This is a genomic window from Providencia sp. PROV114 (assembly GCF_032704305.1).
In the GTDB taxonomy this organism is placed as follows: Bacteria; Pseudomonadota; Gammaproteobacteria; order Enterobacterales; family Enterobacteriaceae; genus Providencia; species Providencia rettgeri.
The window spans coordinates 4,415,574-4,437,867 of the sequence record NZ_CP120528.1; the positions used below are offsets into that span (position 1 = coordinate 4,415,574).

Annotated in this window: 16 protein-coding genes; 11 read left to right on the forward strand and 5 right to left on the reverse strand. The window is 42.0% G+C overall.

The annotated features are described in order from the left end of the window. Positions 1-201: 201 nt before the first annotated feature. Positions 202-2,643 (reverse strand): bifunctional aspartate kinase/homoserine dehydrogenase II, encoded by a 2,442-nt coding sequence (locus P3L37_RS20375; RefSeq protein ID WP_109912970.1) that lies wholly within the window; start codon positions 2,641-2,643, stop codon positions 202-204. Positions 2,644-2,654: 11 nt separating this feature from the next. Further along, a complete protein-coding gene (metB, locus tag P3L37_RS20380; RefSeq protein WP_109912969.1) occupies positions 2,655-3,815 on the reverse strand; it encodes a cystathionine gamma-synthase in 1,161 nt (386 codons plus the stop codon). Between the two features lie 315 nt (positions 3,816-4,130). On the opposite strand from metB, the gene metJ reads away from it, so the two are divergent. Beyond that, positions 4,131-4,448 (forward strand): met regulon transcriptional regulator MetJ, encoded by a 318-nt coding sequence (gene metJ, locus P3L37_RS20385; RefSeq protein WP_004265315.1) that lies wholly within the window; start codon positions 4,131-4,133, stop codon positions 4,446-4,448. A gap of 263 nt (positions 4,449-4,711) precedes the next feature. On the opposite strand, the gene rpmE is transcribed toward metJ, so the two are convergent. Next, positions 4,712-4,927, reverse strand: a complete 216-nt coding sequence (gene rpmE, locus P3L37_RS20390) for a 50S ribosomal protein L31 (protein WP_004265313.1) — start codon at positions 4,925-4,927, stop codon at positions 4,712-4,714. A gap of 218 nt (positions 4,928-5,145) precedes the next feature. On the opposite strand from rpmE, the gene priA reads away from it, so the two are divergent. From priA to rraA, 7 genes are all read left to right on the forward strand, one after another. Beyond that, positions 5,146-7,344, forward strand: a complete 2,199-nt coding sequence (priA, locus tag P3L37_RS20395) for a primosomal protein N' (protein WP_272667533.1) — start codon at positions 5,146-5,148, stop codon at positions 7,342-7,344. A 342-nt stretch (positions 7,345-7,686) separates the two neighbouring features. Then, positions 7,687-8,715, forward strand: coding sequence for a DNA-binding transcriptional regulator CytR (cytR, locus tag P3L37_RS20400; protein WP_004907050.1), 1,029 nt, complete (start codon positions 7,687-7,689; stop codon positions 8,713-8,715). Positions 8,716-8,788: 73 nt separating this feature from the next. Further along, positions 8,789-9,595: a cell division protein FtsN gene (gene ftsN, locus P3L37_RS20405; RefSeq protein WP_109912967.1), complete on the forward strand. Its 807-nt coding sequence runs from the start codon at positions 8,789-8,791 to the stop codon at positions 9,593-9,595. A 166-nt stretch (positions 9,596-9,761) separates the two neighbouring features. Then, positions 9,762-10,292: an ATP-dependent protease subunit HslV gene (hslV, locus tag P3L37_RS20410; protein ID WP_004265304.1), complete on the forward strand. Its 531-nt coding sequence runs from the start codon at positions 9,762-9,764 to the stop codon at positions 10,290-10,292. 11 nt (positions 10,293-10,303) lie between these two features. Continuing rightward, the gene (gene hslU / locus P3L37_RS20415; RefSeq protein ID WP_004265302.1) at positions 10,304-11,638 is read left to right on the forward strand and encodes an HslU--HslV peptidase ATPase subunit; all 1,335 of its coding nucleotides are present in this window, start codon (positions 10,304-10,306) and stop codon (positions 11,636-11,638) included. 187 nt (positions 11,639-11,825) lie between these two features. After that, positions 11,826-12,749, forward strand: coding sequence for a 1,4-dihydroxy-2-naphthoate polyprenyltransferase (locus P3L37_RS20420; protein ID WP_004907041.1), 924 nt, complete (start codon positions 11,826-11,828; stop codon positions 12,747-12,749). A 119-nt stretch (positions 12,750-12,868) separates the two neighbouring features. Further along, positions 12,869-13,393 (forward strand): ribonuclease E activity regulator RraA, encoded by a 525-nt coding sequence (gene rraA / locus P3L37_RS20425; protein WP_004907040.1) that lies wholly within the window; start codon positions 12,869-12,871, stop codon positions 13,391-13,393. Between the two features lie 333 nt (positions 13,394-13,726). Here the strand turns inward: rraA and zapB are convergent, their stop codons facing one another. Next, a complete protein-coding gene (gene zapB, locus P3L37_RS20430; protein WP_004265299.1) occupies positions 13,727-13,966 on the reverse strand; it encodes a cell division protein ZapB in 240 nt (79 codons plus the stop codon). A 305-nt stretch (positions 13,967-14,271) separates the two neighbouring features. Here zapB and P3L37_RS20435 point away from each other — a divergent pair, with 305 nt between their 5' ends. The 3 genes from P3L37_RS20435 to P3L37_RS20445 all read left to right on the forward strand — a co-directional run bounded on the left by P3L37_RS20435 (position 14,272) and on the right by P3L37_RS20445 (position 20,673). Continuing rightward, on the forward strand, positions 14,272-15,132 hold the full coding sequence (locus P3L37_RS20435) for an MIP/aquaporin family protein (protein WP_004265297.1): 861 nt from the start codon (positions 14,272-14,274) through the stop codon (positions 15,130-15,132). 3 nt (positions 15,133-15,135) lie between these two features. Beyond that, positions 15,136-16,662 (forward strand): glycerol kinase GlpK, encoded by a 1,527-nt coding sequence (gene glpK / locus P3L37_RS20440; protein WP_115168153.1) that lies wholly within the window; start codon positions 15,136-15,138, stop codon positions 16,660-16,662. Positions 16,663-16,860: 198 nt separating this feature from the next. Next, positions 16,861-20,673 (forward strand): hypothetical protein, encoded by a 3,813-nt coding sequence (locus tag P3L37_RS20445; protein WP_272667532.1) that lies wholly within the window; start codon positions 16,861-16,863, stop codon positions 20,671-20,673. A 50-nt stretch (positions 20,674-20,723) separates the two neighbouring features. Here P3L37_RS20445 and emrD read toward each other — a convergent pair whose 3' ends face one another. Further along, complete coding sequence (gene emrD, locus P3L37_RS20450; protein ID WP_004907030.1) at positions 20,724-21,908, reverse strand: multidrug efflux MFS transporter EmrD; 1,185 nt, start codon at positions 21,906-21,908, stop codon at positions 20,724-20,726. Positions 21,909-22,294: the final 386 nt, after the last annotated feature.

Sequence of the window (22,294 nt, forward strand, 5' to 3'; positions counted from 1 at the left end):
AGCCTTATTTTTATTAATTTTTCTTATTTAAGTATTGTTTCAGCGCAATATATCGTCGATTCAGCACTTTTAAGACATGAATAATGTTTAAGAATTAAATCATCAGAATAAAAAACAGAAAATGAAGGGGTAAATTAAAAATATTCATAATGCATCGGTGCCCTCAATACCACCAAGAACACCAATACACCTGAAAAATGATTATAAAAGTTGAGAGAGCCGGTTGAGATCCGACTGAATAGCGCCAGCGGTCACATCGCGCCCGGCTCCTGGCCCACGGATCACCAATGGGTTGTCTCGATACCAACGGCTCTCGATAGCAAACACATTGTCACCCGGTAATAATGAGGCCAGCGGATGTTCCGGTTTCACGGCTTCCACACCGACTTTCGCTTTGCCTTTTACTGCATCAAACCGTGCCACATAGCGTAGCACTAACCCTAGTTCTTGCGCCGCTTCTAAACGTTGCTGCATCTGCTCATTAATAATGGCGCTATTTTCAAAGAACTCATCGAGTGAACCCGTCTGAGCCTGTTTCGGTACTAAAGATTCCACTCTCACATCATCGGGTTCGATGTCATAACCTGCTTCACGGGCTAAAATAATTAATTTTCGCATGACATCTTGCCCTGATAAATCAATGCGTGGATCTGGTTCAGTTAACCCTTGCTGCCAAGCTTGCTCTACTAGCTCGCTAAATGGGATAGAACCGTCAAACTGTAAAAATAGCCATGATAGCGTTCCGGAAAAAATACCACTGATAGCCAGGATCGAATCACCACTTTCTTTTAAGTCCCGTACCGTATAGTTAATCGGTAACCCTGCACCTACTGTTGCGTTGTATAGCCAGTGACGACCTGTTTTCGAAAACGCATCGCGTATTTGACGATATTGTGCCGTTTGCGCCGCTCCTGCAATTTTATTTGCACTGATCACATGAAAACCATAACTCGCAAAATCCACATAGTTATCTGCCAGTGTCTCACTTGCGGTGACATCTAATACCACTAAATCATCATAAGGATGGGAACGCATCCATAAAAATAGGCTATCGTCCTCATGCTCTACAGCTTCGTCATCAAAGAAAGCCAGCGCACGGCTGGGGTCAATCCCTTGGTAATTCAGCAAACTACGGCGGCTGTCTACTACACCTGCTAAGACAAAATCAAAGTCGCTACGTGCCGAAATCTTGTATTGCTCCGCAGCAAAAAGTTCTAACCAACGCGCACCAATATTCCCTTTACCAAATAACACTAAACCAATGCGTTTTTCTGCACGGAATAAGCTCTGGTGCATCCCTTGAATTAAGTGCTCTGTTTGGTTAGAACGCAAAACAGCGACTAAGCTGATGGCATCCTCTGAATGCCAAATAAATTCAACAGGCTGCCCTTTTAATTCCTCATAAAAACGGTGGCTATGTAATGGCTTTTTACACACACCTGCACCGACTAGCGCAACCAAAGAAAAACCTTCACGTAATGATAATGACCCCGGCAACCCGGCTTCTTCAAGGGTATTTAAGGCACTTTCGACAATTTCAGAGGTATAACATAATTGCAGCAAAGAGCGGTCATGATGAATACCACGCGCCAAAGGACGCAATTGAGCACGCTTAAGTAATAAATCCACATCTTTGCAGATTTGTTTAAAATCACGGCCAGCAGCGATGCGCAATTCAATTAAGCACACATCATCATGGCTAGTCACGATTTTTGCCCCTGCTCCTGACGCAAGTACCCGTTCAATTTTTGTTGAGCCCTGCTCCGGTTGATAGCTACACCTTAATTGCAAATCAATATTGCTCACGGAAACGGGTTGTAAAGTGCGTGTATGTAAAACAGGAGCCGCTAAGCGCGCCAATTCACTGGCTTCATCTAGGCGCAATAAGGGTAATAAACAGGCATCTTTCACTTTACGAGGGTCAGCGCTATATACTCCAGCGACATCACTCCAAATCGTTACTTTTCCCACATCTGCCAGTGCACCGACTTGTGTTGCGGAATAGTCACTCCCATTACGCCCAAGCAGTACCGTCTCACCTTGCTGATTACGCGAAATAAAACCTGTCACGACAATACGTCGGTTCGGTAACTGAGTTAACTGTTGTTGCAATAAATAACGCGATTGTGTTTCATCGACCTGCGGTTGTGCCGCACGCTCAGCGCGTAAAAATAAACGCGCATCTAACCAAGCACTCGCCATGCCGGCCTGTGCAAGCACCTCAGCCATAAGGCGCGCAGACCAAATTTCACCGTGCCCTACCACTTCTGCATAAGTCGCATCATTAGTCGGTTTATCCAACAACGCACTTAAACGCTCTAAATCGTGAATAAATAATTGGCTTAATTCTACGGCTTTTTGTTCCGGTAAAAGAGATTCAATTAAATCAAGTTGATAGCGGCGTAACGACTGTTGAGCTTGATGAGCCGAAATACGATCACTTTGGCTTAATTTTAACCAATTGATCAACTGATTAGTTGTACTACCCGCGGCAGAAACCACCATTAAATCACCAGGTTGACTATAGTTCGCCATAATTGCTGCAACGCGTTGATAGCACTTCGCATCGGCTAAACTACTGCCCCCAAACTTATGTAACTGACGGTGACAAGGAGCCACCTCAACCGCTGTTAGTACACTCATCAAAAACTCCGCTAACGTTGTCCCGCAACCTGAAATGCGTGATCTAAGTCTGTGATTAAATCCTGAGGATCTTCAATCCCCACTGAAATTCTTAGCAAGCTATCTGTAATCCCCGCTTGCGCACGAGCTTCTGCTGACATACCTGCATGCGTCATTGTCGCAGTATGGGAAATCAATGTTTCCACCCCACCCAATGACTCCGCCAATGTAAACAGGCTAAGTGAGCGAAGAAAATGGCGAAGTTGTGACTCATCACCTGCAAATTCAAAACTCAACATGGCGCCAAAACCTTTTTGTTGTTTCAGCGCTATTTCGTGCCCAGGATGATCTTCCAATGCAGGATAATACAATTTTTTCACTAAAGGCTGCGATTTAAGATATTTTACGATCTCTTGTGCGTTTTGCTGTTGCTGTAACACACGAGGGGATAGAGTTCGGATGCCTCTTAATAATAAGTAGCTATCAAAAGCGCCCCCAGTGACACCAATATTATTCGCCCACCACGCTAATTCTATTGCCCATTTTTCCTCTTTGGCAATCACTACACCAGCCACAATATCTGAATGACCATTAAGGTATTTTGTACATGAATGCACAACAAAGTCAGCCCCTAATGACAGTGGTTGCTGGAGGATAGGGCTTAAAAATGTATTGTCGACAACCACTAACGCGCCAACATCATGCGCTAATTGCGCAATATGCTGTATATCAAAAATTCTTAATAATGGGTTACTGGGTGTTTCAATTAAGACTAATTTAGGTTTTTTAGCGAGCGCAGCTCGTAATGCAGATTCATCACTTTGATCGACAAATTGCACTTGGTAAGCCCCACGCTGACTTTGGCTATTAAATAACCGATAACTTCCACCATAACAATCATGAGGTGCAACTAATAGATCACCGGGCTGTAAAAAAACAGTACAGAGTAAATGAAGCGCTGACATCCCACTGTTGGTCATTACTGCGCCGCTCCCCCCCTCAAGCTGTGCCAATGTTTTTTGCACAATATCGCGACCTGGATTTCCACGGCGTGAGTAGTCATGTGCGCGAGGCTCATTAAAATCAGTGAAGTTATAGGTGCTAGACAAATAAATGGGAGGCACAACACAACCAAATTGTTGGTCATCATTTAATCCATTATGAATTGCGATGGTTGACGGCTTGTAAGTCATAAACGCTTCTCCTGAACAGTGATAGGCCAAATCATACCCATCGGATGTTTAGACGTCAACATATCTAGACGTCTAAACCTCTTTACGTTTATATCAAGTAATGGAATAATCAGCCTTAATAATTATGTGTAAATTGATAGTCAATCGCATAAGTGGATTTAACTTGTTAATTTTAAACATTATTTTTTATTAAAATAAGTGAATCCTCATCGAACATATATGCAGATATTCTCGATTTAGAGCTTAGAATAAGTTCCTATTAAAAAGAATATGTATATTATTTTTAATTATTACTGAAAATATCCAAGGTAACCCATGGCTGAATGGAATGGTGAGTATGTCAGTCCGTATGCTGAACATGGCAAAAAGAGTGAGCAAGTAAAGAAAATTACAGTATCTATTCCTTTGAAGGTACTAAAAATTTTAACTGATGAGCGTACTCGCCGTCAGATCAACAACTTACGTCATGCCACTAACAGTGAATTACTGTGTGAAGCATTTTTGCATGCATTCACAGGCCAACCACTGCCAAATGATGAAGACTTGCGTAAAGAACGTAATGACGAGATCCCTGAAGCCGCAAAAGAAATCATGCGCGAATTAGGTATCGACCCTGAAACGTGGGAATATTAATCCTAATTAGTCGCCATTACGTGCCTCAAAGTTTTAACTACGTCGCAAACCTTGCGACGTAGTGCCTTTCCTTATATTTTATTCAAGATAGCTATAACTATAATGGCGATACGCTCAAGTCTAAAGTCAAAGTACGCAGTAATGACATCATGCTCGGTGTCGTTTATCACTTCTAATTTCTTCATTTAGACATAAAAACGCTTATTTTGGGCATTAAAAAAGGGAAACTCAGTTTCCCTTTTTTTCGCATTTCACAAGTTCGATTATTTTTTAGAACCTGGGATGCTGAAACGTTGGTTGAAGCGATCAACACGACCACCAGTCGCAACATCACGCTGTTTACCAGTATAGAACGGGTGGCAGTTACCACAAACGTCCAGGTTCAGCGAGTGACCAGCAGTTGAATTAATTTTCATTACATTACCGCAAGAACAAGTTGCAGTAACTTCTTCGTATTTAGGGTGAATACCTTTTTTCATGGGAGAACCTCTATTAAGGCCGTGTCGCCATTCCAGCCCTAACGCCGGACACCACACGTCGTGTTGATTGAATTTAATATATTGGTAAAAATAAATACCAAAGGCGGCGGATCATACAGAAATTCTGTTTATCACGCAATGAAAACTGAGTAAATTTTGTGGTACTCTAGTCAACAATCGCTCGCATTATCGCATAAAAAATAGACGGAAACCCAGATATGATCGTCGTTCAGGTGGCTTTACCTGTCCCATTAAACCGCACATTTGATTATCGCCTTCCTGATAACATGCCACTGCCAGTGATTGGCAGCCGTGTTATGGTACCGTTTGGCAAGCGTCAAGCCTTAGGTATTGTGGTAAAACACAGCGATAAAAGCGAGTTTGCTGAAGATAAATTAAAAGCTATCGAACTGGTTCTCGACCATCAAACGCTCTTCCCAGATGATATTTGGCAACTATTATTGTGGTCTTCCCAATACTATCACTACCCAATTGGCGAAGTACTATTCCACGCATTACCCACTCTATTGCGCCAAGGTAAACCTGCAGAATTTACCCCTATTTGGCAATGGCAAGTGACAGATGAAGGCTTAGCCGTTGACCTTAATGAGCTCAAACGCTCCCCAAAACAACAGCAGGCCCTCGCACTTTTACGTCGTAGACCCGTTTATCGCCATCAAGTGAATGAGCTTGAAATCAGTGAAAGTGCTCTACAAGCACTGAAAAAGAAAGCTTATATTGAGTTACATCCCGTTCAACCGACGAGCGAAAAATGGCAACCAAACTTTACAGTTTGCGGTGAACGGTTGCGGCTTAATAGTGAGCAAGCCACCGCTGTCGGTGCTATACGCGCTGAAGATAACCAATTTTCGCCATGGCTGCTCGCAGGGATAACGGGGTCCGGTAAAACAGAAGTGTATCTGAGCGTATTGGAAAATGTTCTTGCTCAAGGTAAACAAGCTTTAGTTTTGGTGCCTGAAATTGGCTTGACCCCACAAACTATCAGCCGCTTTCGTGAGCGCTTCAATGAGCCTGTTGATGTTTTACACTCAGGGCTGAACGATAGCGAACGTTTAGCAGTTTGGCTACGCACCAAGCAAGGTCAAAATGCCATTATTATTGGTACACGTTCGGCACTGTTCACGCCTTTCGCCCACCTTGGCATTATTATTATTGATGAAGAGCATGACAGCTCATACAAACAACAGGATGGTTGGCGTTATCATGCACGTGATTTAGCCGTTTTTCGCGCTAAAAAGAACAATATTCCTATTGTGATGGGCACTGCGACGCCATCGTTAGAAACCTTACTAAATGTACAGCAACATAAATATCGGCAATTAAATCTCACTATTCGTGCCGGTAATGCACGCCCTGCGGCTCAACATCTTATTGACTTAAAAGGCCAGCCACTAAAATTTGGCCTTTCTCACTTATTAATTCAACATATTAAAGAACACCTTGCACAAAATAATCAGGTGATTTTATTTTTAAATCGCCGTGGTTATTCCCCAGCATTAATTTGCCATGAATGCGGATGGATTGCTGAGTGCCAGCGCTGTGACCACTATTACACCTTGCATCAAAATTTCCATCAATTACGCTGCCACCATTGTGACAGCCAGCGCCCAGTTCCTCATCAATGCCCACAATGTGGTTCAACGCATTTAGTGCCTGTTGGAATGGGAACTGAGCAACTTGAGGAAGGTATTTGTGAACTGTTCCCTGACACTCCCGTTACGCGTATTGACCGTGATACCACGAGCCGTAAAGGCGAACTGGAACAACATTTAAATCAAGTACATGAAGGAGGAGCTCGAATTCTTATTGGCACACAGATGTTAGCCAAGGGCCACCATTTCCCTGATGTCACCTTAGTCGCCTTATTAGATGTTGACGGAGCTTTGTTCTCGAGTGATTTTCGTGCAGCCGAACGGTTTGCTCAATTATACGTACAAGTTTCTGGCCGAGCAGGGCGAGCCGGTAAACAAGGTGAAGTGTTCTTACAGACCCACCATCCCGAACACCCACTGTTGCTCACACTGCTTGAAGAGGGTTACAACACATTTACCCAAGAAGCGATGGAAGAGCGCCGAATCGCCATGCTACCGCCTTACACCAACCATATATTGATCCGCTCAGAAGATCACAATAACCAAGATTCGCGTCAATTTCTGCAAAATGTGCGGCAATATATAACTCAACACCCACAAAGTGATGCAAAAATGTGGATTTTAGGCCCCTCGCCGTCGATTCAAGCTAAACGTGGCGGCCGATTCCGCTGGCAATTGCTATTGCAACACCCTTCGCGACTTTATTTACAACAGTTTATGGCGAAACTGTTACCAGAAATTCTTCAACACCCAGAAAGTCGCAAAGTAAAATGGAATATTGATGTGGACCCAACTGATTGTTAACCCATGAACAATGTTAAAGGATTCATTTTATCTAGCCATTTAACTTTATAGGCTATAACCAATATTGTCTTTGCAGCATATTGATAACTTTGAATTATTTACCCTATAATGCTAAACAACTAAATTGAGCGCTTTTTACACACATTGAGTTTCATTTATCTTTTTACCCTTAGAATTATTTTCAAAATTTGCGAAGCAGCTCTAAAAAATGACGCAAGTCACACTTTTTATGCAAACTAGGTAACAGATATTATTGAGAAACCAATTAGAATAGCTACTAATAATGACGTACTTGCGCCATTCAAAAAAAGCAAACGATTAAATCAATCTAAGGAAGGCGTTGTGGAAAGTAAAAAACACAATAACACGGCAACGATGAAAGATGTTGCTAGTGCCGCGGGCGTTTCGACAGCGACGGTGTCAAGAACACTCATGAACCCGGAAAAAGTTTCTTTGCAAACACGCCAAAAAGTCGAACAAGCGGTGATGGATGTTGGTTATTATCCTCATAACCTTGCTAGAAGCTATAAGCGCAATGAATCAAAAACCATTCTTGTGCTTGTTCCCAATATCCGCGATCCGTTCTTTAGTGATGTCGTCTGCGGGATTGAAGAAATCGCTGCTCAAGAAGGCTATTTTGTTTTGATTGGAGACTGTAAACACCAAGAAAAACAAGAAAATGCTTTTATTAATCTCATTATTACTAAACAAATTGATGGTATGGTTTTACTGGGTTCCAATATTCCGTTCGATATCTCAACGGAAGAGCAGAAAAACCTTCCTCCGATAGTGATGGCAAATGAATTTGCGCCTGAGCTAAAACTGCCTACTGTGCATATCGATAACCTCACGGCTGCATTTAATGCGACACATTACCTGCAAAAACAAGGCCATAAACTGATTGCTTGTATTGCAGGCCCTGATCATATGCCTTTAAGTCAATACCGTTTAGAAGGTTATAAAAAAGCCATGTTGCGCACAGGCGAAAAATTGCGTGAAAATTATATTATTCGTGGCGATTTTACCCATGAAGGTGGCGCTGAAGCCGTGAAAACATTAATGTCACTTCCCGAACCACCTACTGCTATCTTTTGTCACAGTGATATCATGGCGATTGGTGCGATGTGGCAAGCGAAAAAAATGGGCTTGAAGCTCCCTGATGACCTTTCTTTTGTTGGTTTCGATAACTTAGAGCAATCAAAATACACCTTGCCAGCCCTAACAACTATTAATCAACCTCGTGCTGAAATTGGTCATCATGCGATGCAATTACTGCTTGAGCAAATCCATGGACACAATGTAAACCCGGGTTCACGTCTCCTAGATTCTGATTTAATCATCAGAGAGAGCACAAAAGCGCCTAAAAGCTAGTCAAAGTTGCTCGGGTTAAGTAACATGTTAAGCCAAATGATGACGAACAATTGATAACTAGTGAATTAATAGCGTGGCACAAAAAGATTATGTAGCTCGGGGGCGCTCATCCGCCCGTAAAAAAAGCAAAGGTAAATCAAAGAAAGCACAAGGACTACCAATGACAACATTGGTTGTTGCTGTGGCAATTGTCGTGCTATTTGTTGGCGGCCTGTTTTATATCACTCAAAATAAAAAGGACACACCGCCCCCCCAAGTTGTCACACCAACAACACCGGGAAGTACGCTTCCACCAAAGCCTGAAGAACGTTGGCGCTATATTAAAGAGCTCGAACGCCGTGGTGTGGATATGCCAAATATTCAACAACCGAGTACTGGCAATAATATTGTGCGCCCATCAGATTTAACACCTGAACAGCGCCAGCTATTAGAACAAATTGATTCTGACAGACGCCAGCCTGTCACTAACTTGCAAGAAATCCCTGCAAACGGTAAACCAGTACCGCGCTCCCAAGTGCTCATCAATGAGCCAACTCAACCTGTCGAGCCAGTACAACGTAAACCAGCGGTCAATATCCCTCCAAAACTTGAGGCTCAACCAACCGCGCCCGCAGCTCAGCCACAAACGGCACCAAGCACTAAACCGACAAACAGCTTGCAAAATATGGTTGTTCAATGTGGTTCATTCCGTACAGCAGAACAAGCCGAGTCTGTGCAAGCTACTTTGGCATTCTCAGGTATTGAAAGCCGTGTAAGCGCAGGTGGAGGTTGGCACCGTATCGTTTTAGGGCCTTATTCCAAGTCAACTGCCGAAAAAATGCGTGACCGAGCAGCAAGTGCAGGTGTTTCCGGTTGTATTCTTCGTGCTTCTGGGGGTTGAAAAATTCCTCCTTCCCCCCCATGTACTGTTTTAATGTACTCATGAGCGGTACTTTGTGGCTTCAACCTAGTTCAAGTGATAGTTAATTAGACAACTATCACTTGAATTTATTCTTTTGAAAATCACATACAACCGCATTTTTTTGTAATAAACCAGGGGCTAACTCATGACAACAATCGTAAGTGTTCGCCGTAATGGCCAGGTCGTAATTGGTGGTGATGGACAGGCGACGATGGGTAATACCGTCATGAAAGGCAATGTCCGCAAAGTTCGCCGTTTATACAACGACAAAGTCATTGCCGGATTTGCCGGTGGCACCGCAGACGCATTCACATTATTTGAACTGTTTGAGCGCAAACTCGAACTTCATCAAGGCCATTTAACGAAAGCAGCCGTTGAACTTGCTAAAGATTGGCGCACTGACCGCATGCTTCGCAAGTTAGAAGCCTTGTTAGCTGTCGCCGATGAACACACTTCACTGATCATTACGGGTAATGGTGATGTGGTTCAACCGGAAAATGACTTAATTGCTATTGGCTCCGGTGGCCCATATGCGCAATCAGCCGCACGTGCTTTGTTAGAAAATACAGACTTAAGCGCCAAAGAGATCGCTGAAAAAGCACTCGCTATTGCAGGTGATATCTGTATTTACACCAACCATAATGTCAACTTTGAAGAAATTTCTTCAAAATCATAAGGATTGCTAGTATGTCCGAAATGACTCCACGCGAAATTGTCAGCGAACTCGACAATCATATTATTGGCCAGAATAAAGCCAAACGTTCTGTTGCGATTGCTCTGCGTAACCGCTGGCGCCGTATGCAGTTAAATGAAGTGTTACGTCACGAAGTCACCCCAAAAAATATTTTGATGATTGGGCCAACAGGGGTGGGTAAAACTGAAATTGCTCGCCGCCTTGCGAAATTAGCCAATGCGCCATTTATTAAAGTCGAAGCGACTAAATTTACTGAAGTCGGCTATGTCGGTAAAGAAGTTGACTCGATTATTCGCGATTTAACTGACTCCGCCGTTAAAATGGTGCGTTTACAGTCTATTGAAAAGAATCGCTATCGTGCCGAAGAAATGGCTGAAGAGCGTATTTTGGACGTTCTTATTCCACCAGCAAAAAATAACTGGGGGCAGTCTGAACCAACGGATGAGCATTCCCCTGCTCGCCAAGCATTCCGTAAAAAATTACGTGAAGGCCAATTAGACGATAAAGAAATTGAAATTGAAGTCGCTGCATCCCCTATGGGTGTTGAAATTATGGCGCCTCCTGGCATGGAAGAGATGACGAACCAGTTACAATCCATGTTCCAAAACTTAGCAGGCCAAAAGCAGAAGCCACGTAAGATGAAAATCAAAGAGGCATTCAAACTGCTAGTTGAAGAAGAAGCGGCTAAATTAGTCAACCCTGAAGAGCTAAAAGAACAAGCGATTGAAGCAGTTGAACAAAATGGTATTGTCTTCATCGATGAGTTCGACAAAATTTGTAAACGTGGTGGCCAAAGCTCGGGGCCAGATGTCTCTCGAGAAGGGGTTCAACGCGATTTACTGCCATTAATCGAAGGCTGCACCATTTCGACTAAGCACGGCATGGTCAAAACTGACCACATTCTGTTTATCGCTTCAGGTGCGTTCCAAGTTTCGAGCCCATCAGACTTGATCCCTGAACTCCAAGGTCGCTTGCCAATTCGTGTTGAATTACAAGCGCTGACAACTGAAGATTTTGTGCGTATTTTGACGGAACCAAATGCCTCATTAACTGAACAGTATAAAGCGCTGATGGCAACAGAAGGCGTGAATATTGAATTCACGACTGACGGTATTCGTAAAATTGCGGAGTCCGCATGGCAAGTCAATGAGTCAACCGAAAACATTGGTGCTCGTCGCTTGCACACCGTGCTTGAGCGTTTAATGGAAGATATTTCTTTCGATGCCAGTGACCGTAACGGGCAAACTATCCAAATCGATGCAGACTATGTCAGACAGCACTTAGATGAGCTGGTGGCGGATGAAGACCTGAGTAGATTTATTTTATAATCTTATTAATTATCTGGTTTTCATGTATCCTTAATATACATCGACTAAAGTGCAGCTTTTATCGCTGCACTTTTTTCTATTAAATATTCTGCCCATTACATTGAAAATACTCAGGTATCTCTCTATATGATGGGCTATTAAATTATTAAGAACACATCTCTAAAGAGTTTGAATTATAGGTAACTGCATGCAGTCGACATCCACAACAATAAGTCGTAAACAAGCTTGGATTGAAAGTCTCCGCCCTAAAACCCTACCTTTAGGGGTGATTGCGATTGTGACAGGCTCTGCACTCGCTTATTTAACTAATAATTTTAAATGGCCCGTCGCTTTATTAGCACTCATCACGGCGGGTTTATTACAGATTTTATCTAACCTTGCGAATGACTATGGTGACGCAGTCAAAGGCTCTGATACAGCAGAACGTATTGGTCCATTACGTGGTATGCAAAAAGGTGTTATCACGCAAGCGGACATGAAAAAGGCGCTCAAGCTAAATATTACAGCGGCCTGCCTTTCTGGCTTACTATTAATTATTGTCGCATGTGAAAAGCCAGAGGATGCCATTGGTTTCGTCGCATTAGGCCTTATTGCTATCGTTGCTGCAATTACCTATACCGTTGGCAAAAAACCCTATGGGTACCTAGGGTTAGGGGATATTTCTGTCTTAATTTTCTTTGGCTGGCTAAGTGTTATTGGGACTTATTATTTACAAGCTAATAGTTTTAATATCATCACTGTCCTGCCCGCAACTGCCTGTGGGTTGCTCTCTGTCGCAGTACTGAATATCAATAATATGCGTGATATCGAAAATGATATTAAAGCAGGTAAAAACACCTTAGCGGTACGTTTAGGTCCCCAAGGAGCTCGAATTTATCACACCATTATTATTGTTGCGGCAATTTTATGTTTGGCATTTTTTAACCTAATTTACTTGCACGGGTGGAGTGGTTGGTTATTTTTATTAGCCGTACCGATGCTAATGAACCATTTACGCCGCGTTCTGAGTGACCCTACCCCAGAAGGCATGCGTCCTTTACTCGAAAATATGGTGAAAGCTGCACTCGTGACCAACGTTTTATTCTCCATTGGCGTTGTAATGAGCAAATAACAGTCACTATTTGTCGTTTTTTTGACTTTTTCCGCCTATTTTTAGGCGGCTAACTTTGCCAAGTACTGTTGAAAAGGGATATACTGGCTACCTCTTGCAGCAAAAAAGACCTAACTCCTATGAAATATGATACTTCCGAACTCTGCGATATTTACCAAGAAAGCGTTAATGTGGTAGAACCCCTTTTCTCCAACTTTGGTGGACGTACTTCATTTGGCGGTCAAATCATTACAGTTAAGTGCTTTGAAGATAATGGCCTACTGTATGATTTGCTGGAAGAAGACGGCACTGGGCGCATTCTACTGGTTGACGGTGGCGGCTCTGTCCGTAAGGCACTCATTGATGCTGAAATTGCAAGACTCGCCGTTGATAACCACTGGGAAGGCATTGTGGTTTATGGTGCCGTCCGTCAGGTGGATGCACTAATGGAGCTTGACCTCGGTATTCAAGCTATTGCGGCGATGCCTGCAGGTTGCCCAGATGAAGGCATCGGTGAAAGTGATATCCGCGTTAATTTCGGCGGCGTCACTTTCTTCTCAGGTGATTACCTTTATGCCGATAATACTGGCATTATTCTTTCTGAAGAGCCATTAATCCCGTCTGAGAACGACGATTTTATCGAAGATGACAATATCGACGCGTAATCCGTTAAAAATTCTATAAATAAGGGCTGCAAATTATTGCAGCCCTTATTTTTATACTCTAGAACATGGGGTGTGATGAAGATTTCTCTAAATAATTCGTGTTGTAGGTAGGCGGCAAAGTCGATAAAGACCCTAGGAGCATACACAAGTATGTGACTCGGGCGAAGAGACGAAGCCAGCGCCCTACAATGTGAGATATAACAAACATTTCTCTAAATAATTCGTGTTGTAGGTAGGCGGCAAAGTCGATAAGACCCTAGGAGCATACATAAGTATGTGACTAGGGCGAAGAGACGAAGCCAACACCCCTACAACGCGAAGTATGACGAGAAATTACACTTCTTCCATCTTACCTAGCAGAGTCCGTAAACGCTCTTGCCAAGCTTGCTGCTCTTGTTTTAATTGTTCATTTTCACGCACCAGTGAATCCGTACCTGACTTTGCTGTTTCCAACTCTTGGCTTAGTGCACCATTTTTATCTTTTAATTCATCGATTTCCATTTGTAACAGTGTGATTGTATCAATCGCTTGTTGGACTTTGGATTCTAGTTTTTCAAATACTTCAAATGACATAATTCTGGTCTCCCTTATCAGCTTTTACACGATTGTAAGTAGCATGATCCTCTGTGTCCAGTTCCTTCCTTCTGAATCGTAATAACCTTCATAAAAAAACACTGGTCAGATCACATTACAAAGGTCGAATTCATCACTATTTTTGATTGTTTTGTTTCGCTTTAGTGATGCAACACACATTTTTCAATTTCGATATTTCTCGTTTATGTTCTTTAACGATAAATTCACAGTTAATGATTTTCGATTAGAAAATCTTAACTTAAAAAAACATTACAATATTTTTCATTTTCGTAGGATAGAAACATATGAGCCAAATGACGACTACATCACTCACAGGTCAGTGCATCTCAGAGTTTTTAGGGACTGCGCTACTGGTATTTTTTGGTCTAGGCTGTGTTGCTGCCGTTAGAATAGCTGGCGCACAACTAGGTTTATGGGAAATTAGTATTATCTGGGGCTTCGGCGTTGCTTTAGCCGTTTACCTAACAGCAGGTACTTCCGGTGCTCACTTAAACCCAGCCGTTACTCTCGCATTATGGCTATTTGCGTGTTTTGATAAACGCAAAGTCGTCCCTTATATCATCGCACAGATGCTAGGAGGCTTCTTTGCTGCCGCCTTAGTTTACTCAATGTATTCCCCTGTATTTTTCGATTACGACCAAGTCCACCATATCATTAGAGGCTCACAAGAAAGCTTATTCACTGCTGGTGTTTTCTCAACCTACCCTGCACCACAAATTAGTGTTCCTCATGCATTCTTTATTGAGGTCATTATTGCTGCCATTCTTGTTTGCTTAATACTCGCCCTAACCGATGATGGCAATGGTGTCCCTCGTGGCCCACTTGCTCCATTATTAATTGGTATTTTGATTGCCGTCATCGGCGGGTCATTTGGCGCACTCACAGGATTTGCACTCAACCCAGCTCGTGACTTCGGTCCAAAGGTTGTCGCTTATCTCGCTGGTTGGGGTGATATCGCTCTCACCGGTGGCCGCGATATTCCCTATTTTCTCGTCCCATTGACAGCACCTATTGTTGGTGGTCTGCTAGGCGCATTCGCCTATCGCAAACTAATTGGTCGCCACTTACCTTGCATGGTATGTGAAGAAGAGACCAAAACAGAAAAATTATCCGTTAAAAACACCAAATCCTCGGAACAGGCTTAAATTATGACAACTGAAACCACTATTGCGAAAAAGTATATTGTTGCACTCGACCAAGGCACAACCAGCTCACGTGCTGTTGTACTCGACCATGATGCAAATATTGTCAGTATTTCACAACGTGAATTCACCCAAATTTATCCTAAACCAGGCTGGGTAGAACACGACCCAATGGAAATATGGGCATCACAAAGCTCAACACTTGTGGAAGTTCTCGCTAAAGCAGATATTCGTACCGATGAAGTCGCTGGGATTGGGATCACTAACCAACGTGAAACTACCATCGTATGGGAAAAAGCCACTGGTAAGCCCGTTTATAATGCGATTGTGTGGCAATGTCGCCGCACTGCTGATTTTTGTACGCATTTAAAACAAAATGACCGTGATCTAGAGGAATACATTCGCCAAAATACCGGCCTGGTTGTTGACCCCTATTTCTCCGGTACCAAAGTAAAATGGATTTTAGATCATGTTGAAGGTGCACGTGAACGTGCCGAGAAAGGAGAATTACTATTTGGGACTGTCGATACTTGGCTCGTTTGGAAAATGACACAAGGGCGTGTTCATGTCACCGACTACACCAATGCTTCCCGAACCATGTTGTTCAATATCCGCAACCTTGAATGGGATGATAAAATCCTCAAAGCACTGAATATTCCACGAGCGATGCTCCCTGAGGTACGCCCTTCTTCCGAAGTCTACGGGCAAACCAACATTGGGGGGAAAGGCGGAACACGTATTCCAATTTCAGGGATGGCAGGAGACCAACAAGCCGCACTTTATGGTCAACTGTGTGTTAAATCAGGGATGGCAAAAAATACCTATGGCACTGGCTGTTTCCTACTGCTGAACACCGGCGAAACCGCTGTACGCTCAAATCACGGCCTACTGACGACCATCGCATGCGGCCCAAAAGGCGAAGTCAATTATGCCCTTGAAGGTGCAGTATTCGTCGGCGGTGCGTCTATTCAGTGGCTACGTGATGAATTGAAACTTATCGATGAAGCGACGGACTCTGAATATTTCGCCACTAAAGTAAAAGACAGTAATGGCGTGTATGTTGTTCCTGCCTTTACAGGTTTAGGTGCTCCATATTGGGACCCGTATGCACGCGGAGCAATCTTTGGCTTAACCCGTGGTGCAAACCGCAACCATATCATCCGCGCAACATTAGAATCTATCGCTTATCAAACCCGTGATGTACTTGATGCCATGCAAGCAGACTCTGGTGAACGCTTAAAAGCACTGCGCGTTGATGGGGGCGCTGTCGCTAATAATTTCTTAATGCAATTCCAATCAGATATTTTAGGTACCCCTGTCGAGCGCCCTGAAGTGCGAGAAAGCACCGCACTGGGTGCAGCCTACCTTGCTGGTTTAGCGGTTGGTTTTTGGAGTAACCTTGATGAGTTACAAAGTAAAGCCACCATTGAGCGCGTATTCAAACCGGGTATTGAAACAACAGAACGTAATTTCAAATACGAAGGGTGGAAAAAAGCGGTTGCCCGTGCTCAAGAATGGGAAGATCGCGGTTAATTTTTAATTCAAAACAAATCGCTCAAAGGCAGCACTGAAGTGCTGCCTTTCTTTTTCATAAAACTAATTAACTAATAAATATAAAATCAATAATCAGATTAATAATAAATTAGAAGAACAATAAATATTTATTTAAAGTTATCTAGTAAGAGGAAAATTACCTATTGATATTTTAAGAAATAAATAAAGGATACGGTTATGGAAAACCGATACGAAGAACAAAATAAACCCATTTCATCCATTAAAAACCAATATGATAGCAATATTAAACAACAACCATTAAAAATTGGCTTATACGCAAATAAAGGTAGGGTCGTAGTTATTGATAATAACTCACCATTATTAAAAAACTTAAGCCTTGACCCTACGTTTTCAAAAGAGGGCAAAGCTGCTCATGAGCTATTTAGCTGGCTTATAAATAAGCCACGAATTATAGGAGAAACTAAAAAAAGCTACATTGCTAGCACGTTACCAGAATCTCAATTTTCTGGTTTCAAGTTCCATTCCAAGCAAGGCATATTTGTAGAAAGCTTTAATTCACCCCATGAATGGATCGACGGAGAAGTTAGAGCACAGGCCCAGCTCGCTGATTTATTGCTGCCAAGTGGGGAATGGCATCGCCATTATAGTATCGTAGTCTTGCCCGAAAGTGCCAATGATAAACAAATCGAACTCATTCGCCATTGGTTGGAGCTCACTGGAGGTAGTTTATTGATAGTAAAAGATAAACAAAAAAAAATATCAGCTTCTACTCAACAATTAATTAATGAACTTCGCCCAGTAGAGCACATTGAGCTAGCCAGCAATACCTTAGAAAATCACAACTTCCAACAAATTATTACCCTACCACCCCACACAATAAGCTCATTGAAGCTAACAGATGAATTACGAAAAAACAGTCAATATTTTTCAGCATCCATAAAAAACACCAATAATAACAATATATTATCCTCACATGACATCCCAATTACAGAAACATCATCTTGGCAAAAGATTGCCCATTCAATCGAAACCGATGTTAATAGAATGATGGTAGAACACCAGCTTCCTGCGGTTAAAATCAGCTATGAAAAGAATACCTTAAAACTTGTTGGGGAGAATATCATTTTTCGCCAATTTCAATTGAAACAAACAAAACAAGTAACCTCCCGATATAATGAGCAAAAGCAGATTCCTCAAATCCTACCTATTTTAGTAACAGAAAACCCGGATGAGCTGCCAAATCAGCTGGTCGTAGGCGCTATAACAGGAAAACTACCCAATATCCCTCATATTAAGGGTTACAAAATCCTTGAGCAGCCCAAATTTGGTCGATTAACGTTAAATAATATTACCAATGAGTGGCAATATATTGCCAATAACGCAAAATTTAAAACCCAGTCAGATCAGTTTGATTTTATCGCCATACTGCCTAATGGGCAGGAATCTCAGCCTATTTCAATTCAGCTACAGACCGAAAATGCACCACAACATCGTATTCCAGGGAAACGTATATTTTCCGTTCAAAACCCAGTTTATCATGAACCTCAACGGCGTTATCACCCCACACCAAGCGATATGCAAATCCATAATATTCAACTAGCGCAAACTCACCTGCAGAATATGACAGATAAGCATATAAGCTTAACGGCTAATCGCTGGGCATTATTGAATTTAGAAATAACAAGTATAAGCGCAGCGAAATCCCCCGATATTGAGGCGATTATCAGTAATAAAGAAAGAAAAATATTAGGCCGAATAAGACTTACAGGGCCAGACCATTTACCCAAAATATTGACAGCACTTCCCCGCAAGCCCAATGTCTCCGCACAAGATTGGCATCAACAACGCTTTACGGCCCCGCTAAAAGGTGAGTGGATACAACCGGATATCAACATCATTATCACTGTTAATGGCAAACCTATTATCACAGAGGAAACTAACCAGTATGGTGTATTTTCACCCAATGTCACCCTTGATAACCACTTAATTGTTCATGTTGATAGCCACAGTTTATACCAACAAGGGCATGGTGTTTATTCATCATCACCACTAAGTTGGGGAAAAGAAGCTGCAACAATCTTACCGATCGGGCAGTTCACACTGTATAGCTCTCCTGCCACAGTAAGTCACCCTAGCTTAACGCCATATATGACTGGCACCAATAATAACGCCATTCCGTTTATTCATCCTCATTATGATAACCCTAAAGAAATTGGCAATCACACTAACGCACAAGTTCATTGGGCTTACAATAATAGCCAACAATATAAAATTGCTAACAATGCTAATTCTGACTATCAATATACTGCGATTGAAATTTTTTCCTCAAGCTTCAATAACTTGCTATTAGGGCAAGCGTCCCGCAATCATGGAGGTGGGGTTCATGAACCTAACGTGATGTTCCATGAGGCTTTTGGTCATGGCCTTGGCTTGCCGCATACCAATTCGCAAGATCATAATAATCAGCCAGCATACCCTTACCACCCCTATGACCACGGTAAAAAACCAGCTTATAACCAATCTAGACAATATTACGTTACTTATCACTCTCCCCATACTTTTCGAAAACAAGCTATCCCAACGATGCTCTCTTATTTTGTTCCTTTTAGCAGTGATGCCTATGATGCGTTTTTACCGCACGCAGATGCCTACAACCAAAAAATTCACCAATTTTTAACTAAAAGAGTACGCTGGCAAAGTAATAAAACGAAAGGGCTGGATATTGAAGATGGAGGATTTGCTGGGGATGGTTTTTATCAGCGCTGGGATCAAATCAGAAAACAATGGGTCATACTAACTCAACAGAATTACTCAAAATATTATAACCGGATACAAATTGAGCAATTTCCTCATCAACGCGATGTACCAATTTATTGGATACAACTCCAGTCGGCTAAAATGGCGGATAATACCCTTCACCCTTATAGTACGATCACCGTTGACCGTACGGTGGGGAGCTTACCTGCGAATTACCACAATCTAAAAACCGGGACTGGCCGCCAATTTTACATTTATCATAATTATGCTTTAACAGTAACTTATTCCACGCCAAATGGTTTATTAACCGAAGTCTTACAAATTCCACACGAAACGAGTTTTAATATTGCAGATAAAGGCGAATTGGTACAATTCACCATACATGAATTGAACCGCAAAAAAGAGCTTGGACAGCTCACTTCCCGCTATAGCAACCCGAATTCTTTAGCTAATCGCCTATTAGCAAAAAGGGATGGATACACATTACCACCCCATCTACTTCTCGATAATTATTGGCAAGGTGCCCCTATCTTCTGGGCTGCAACAGAGGAAGGTGTCGTTGATTTCTCTACAGGTAAAATTAATATCGACAAAATTACATCAAAAAGCGCACTCTGCGCCAAATGGGTAGAAAATGGTCGCCTACACCAACAATACTTTTCATTATCAGATCCCTTTGGGCAAGACAGGCAAGTTGATACATCAATGAACTTTATTGCTCTTAATCACCTTAATACCTACAAAACTGGCTATTTATTGGAAAATACGATCCACCACCAAATGATAGAAACACCATTAATCGCAGATATAAATATTGAGCAGCAGATTGATATTAGTGATTTAAACTTATCTAATGGCCAACACTCTTTTTGGGTGACACTGGTGACAAGTAATGAGCAAAAACAAATCCAAGAAAAAGTACCTGTAGAGAGCTGGTATTTTTCAGTACAACAAAATCAATTAACCATAAAAGGAACGATAGACAGCACTCCTGGGTTAAAACTGGATGGAATACTCATTCATATTGACCAGCACTTGCAAGACCATGTTGCACCGAAGTTGATTTGGCTTCAACAAAATAATCAAAACCCAACCGGACAATTAGCAGAAAATATTGAGTTTCTAGATTACAACCGACCAGTAGTATTTAATTCAGGAAGTGTTTTGCCAGAACTAATATCATCAATACCAGAAGAAGAACCTAGTTCCTTTTATTCACCGACAATGTCAATTCCACAACACAAGCAAGCTGCTATGCTGCTATACTGCTAAGTGCGTAATCTAATGGTCAGACTGTGTTTTACAGCCTGACCTTCTCACAATTAAACCATACGCTCTGAATGATTCATGCGTTTTGCTAAAGGTAACCAACACAATAATATGAGCGTTGACATTAAAAACATCAGTAACCCAAGGCTAAACTGCCCATTCTGCGGTAATAATGCCGAAACCCAAGTGGCAACACCTGAACCTATATTTTGCAAGCCACCCACGAGTGCACCCGCCGCACCGGCCAAATAAGGGAAGGGCTCCATCGCACCTGTCGTTGCTAAGGGAAATAACATCCCCGCACCAAAGAAAAATACCGCTGCAGGTACTAACAGTGTCCAGGTATTCATAATCCCAAACCAACCTGGAATCCACATCATAAAGCCTGCCAATAGACAAATAAGAACGGAGTGCCACATCAAATTATAAAAGGTTTTTCCTTCTCGCCCCGCATACCAAGCACCAAAGAAAGCAGCAGGAATAGGCAATATAAATAAAATACTCACAGTAATACTATTGAGCCCTAAAACACCGCCCATTAATACACCACTACTGGCTTCAAATACGGCTATCCCAGCTAACGCGCCGACTAACATGGATAAATAAGATAGAAATGAACCGCTTGATAATAATTCCCGATATGACGCAATCATTTTATGTTTTTCAGGTGAAACAGGACGCGTTTCGGGTAACCAACGATACATGCTTAATAATACAGAAGCACCTAGGATAAACAGGAAAATATAACAAGCATGCCACCCCCAGAAATGCGCCAATATTCCACCGAACATTGGGGCTAATAATGGGCTCACTAATATACCCATATTTAATAAACTATTTGCATAACGTAACGCTGTGCCTTTATACAGATCACGAGGCATGGTTCTTGCCATCACACCAGCAACACCCGTTCCGAGGCCCTGCAACCCACTCGCTATAGTGAGTATATTTAATGTTGGCGCAAAAATCGCCACAATCGTTGAAAATAAGAAAATCGTTAAACCCGTTAAAATAACAGGTCTGCGACCAATTCGGTCAGATAACGGCCCATAAACTAACTGTGAAAAACCATAAGAAAATAAATAAGCCGCCATTACTTGTTGAACAGCACCTGAAGGCTCATTAAAATAAGTGGCAATTTCAGCAATGACAGGAACATAAATAGTTTGTGTCATTTGACCGACCGCTGCCAATGCAATTAGCATTAATAGCAAATTAAAGTGTTCCAGCTTTCTCATTTTTCTCTCAGATACATCCAATAATTCAAATACACCCTATTTTCAGACACAAAATAACGCTGCATTATCTCAATGTAATAACGCAAAATTATTTAGGTGCTTAATTATCAATATAAAATACCGCTCCACGCTTTGATGTCATTTTAAATAAGCTTTTGTGTCATTTAAAATAAATGGCAAATAGTGCGTTTCGCTTGAGTGTGACTAAGATAACAAAAGCCGTCATCTTTTCGTAGTAGTGCGACATTTTATGTTTTTCATTAATGGCAGTAATATTCGCCAGTATTGTCAACATAACTGTACATTAAAATTCAAAAAACACTCATTTCAAGAATAAATCACTGGAACACGTTATCGATAAGCATAAATAGTGAACTGTTTTAGTA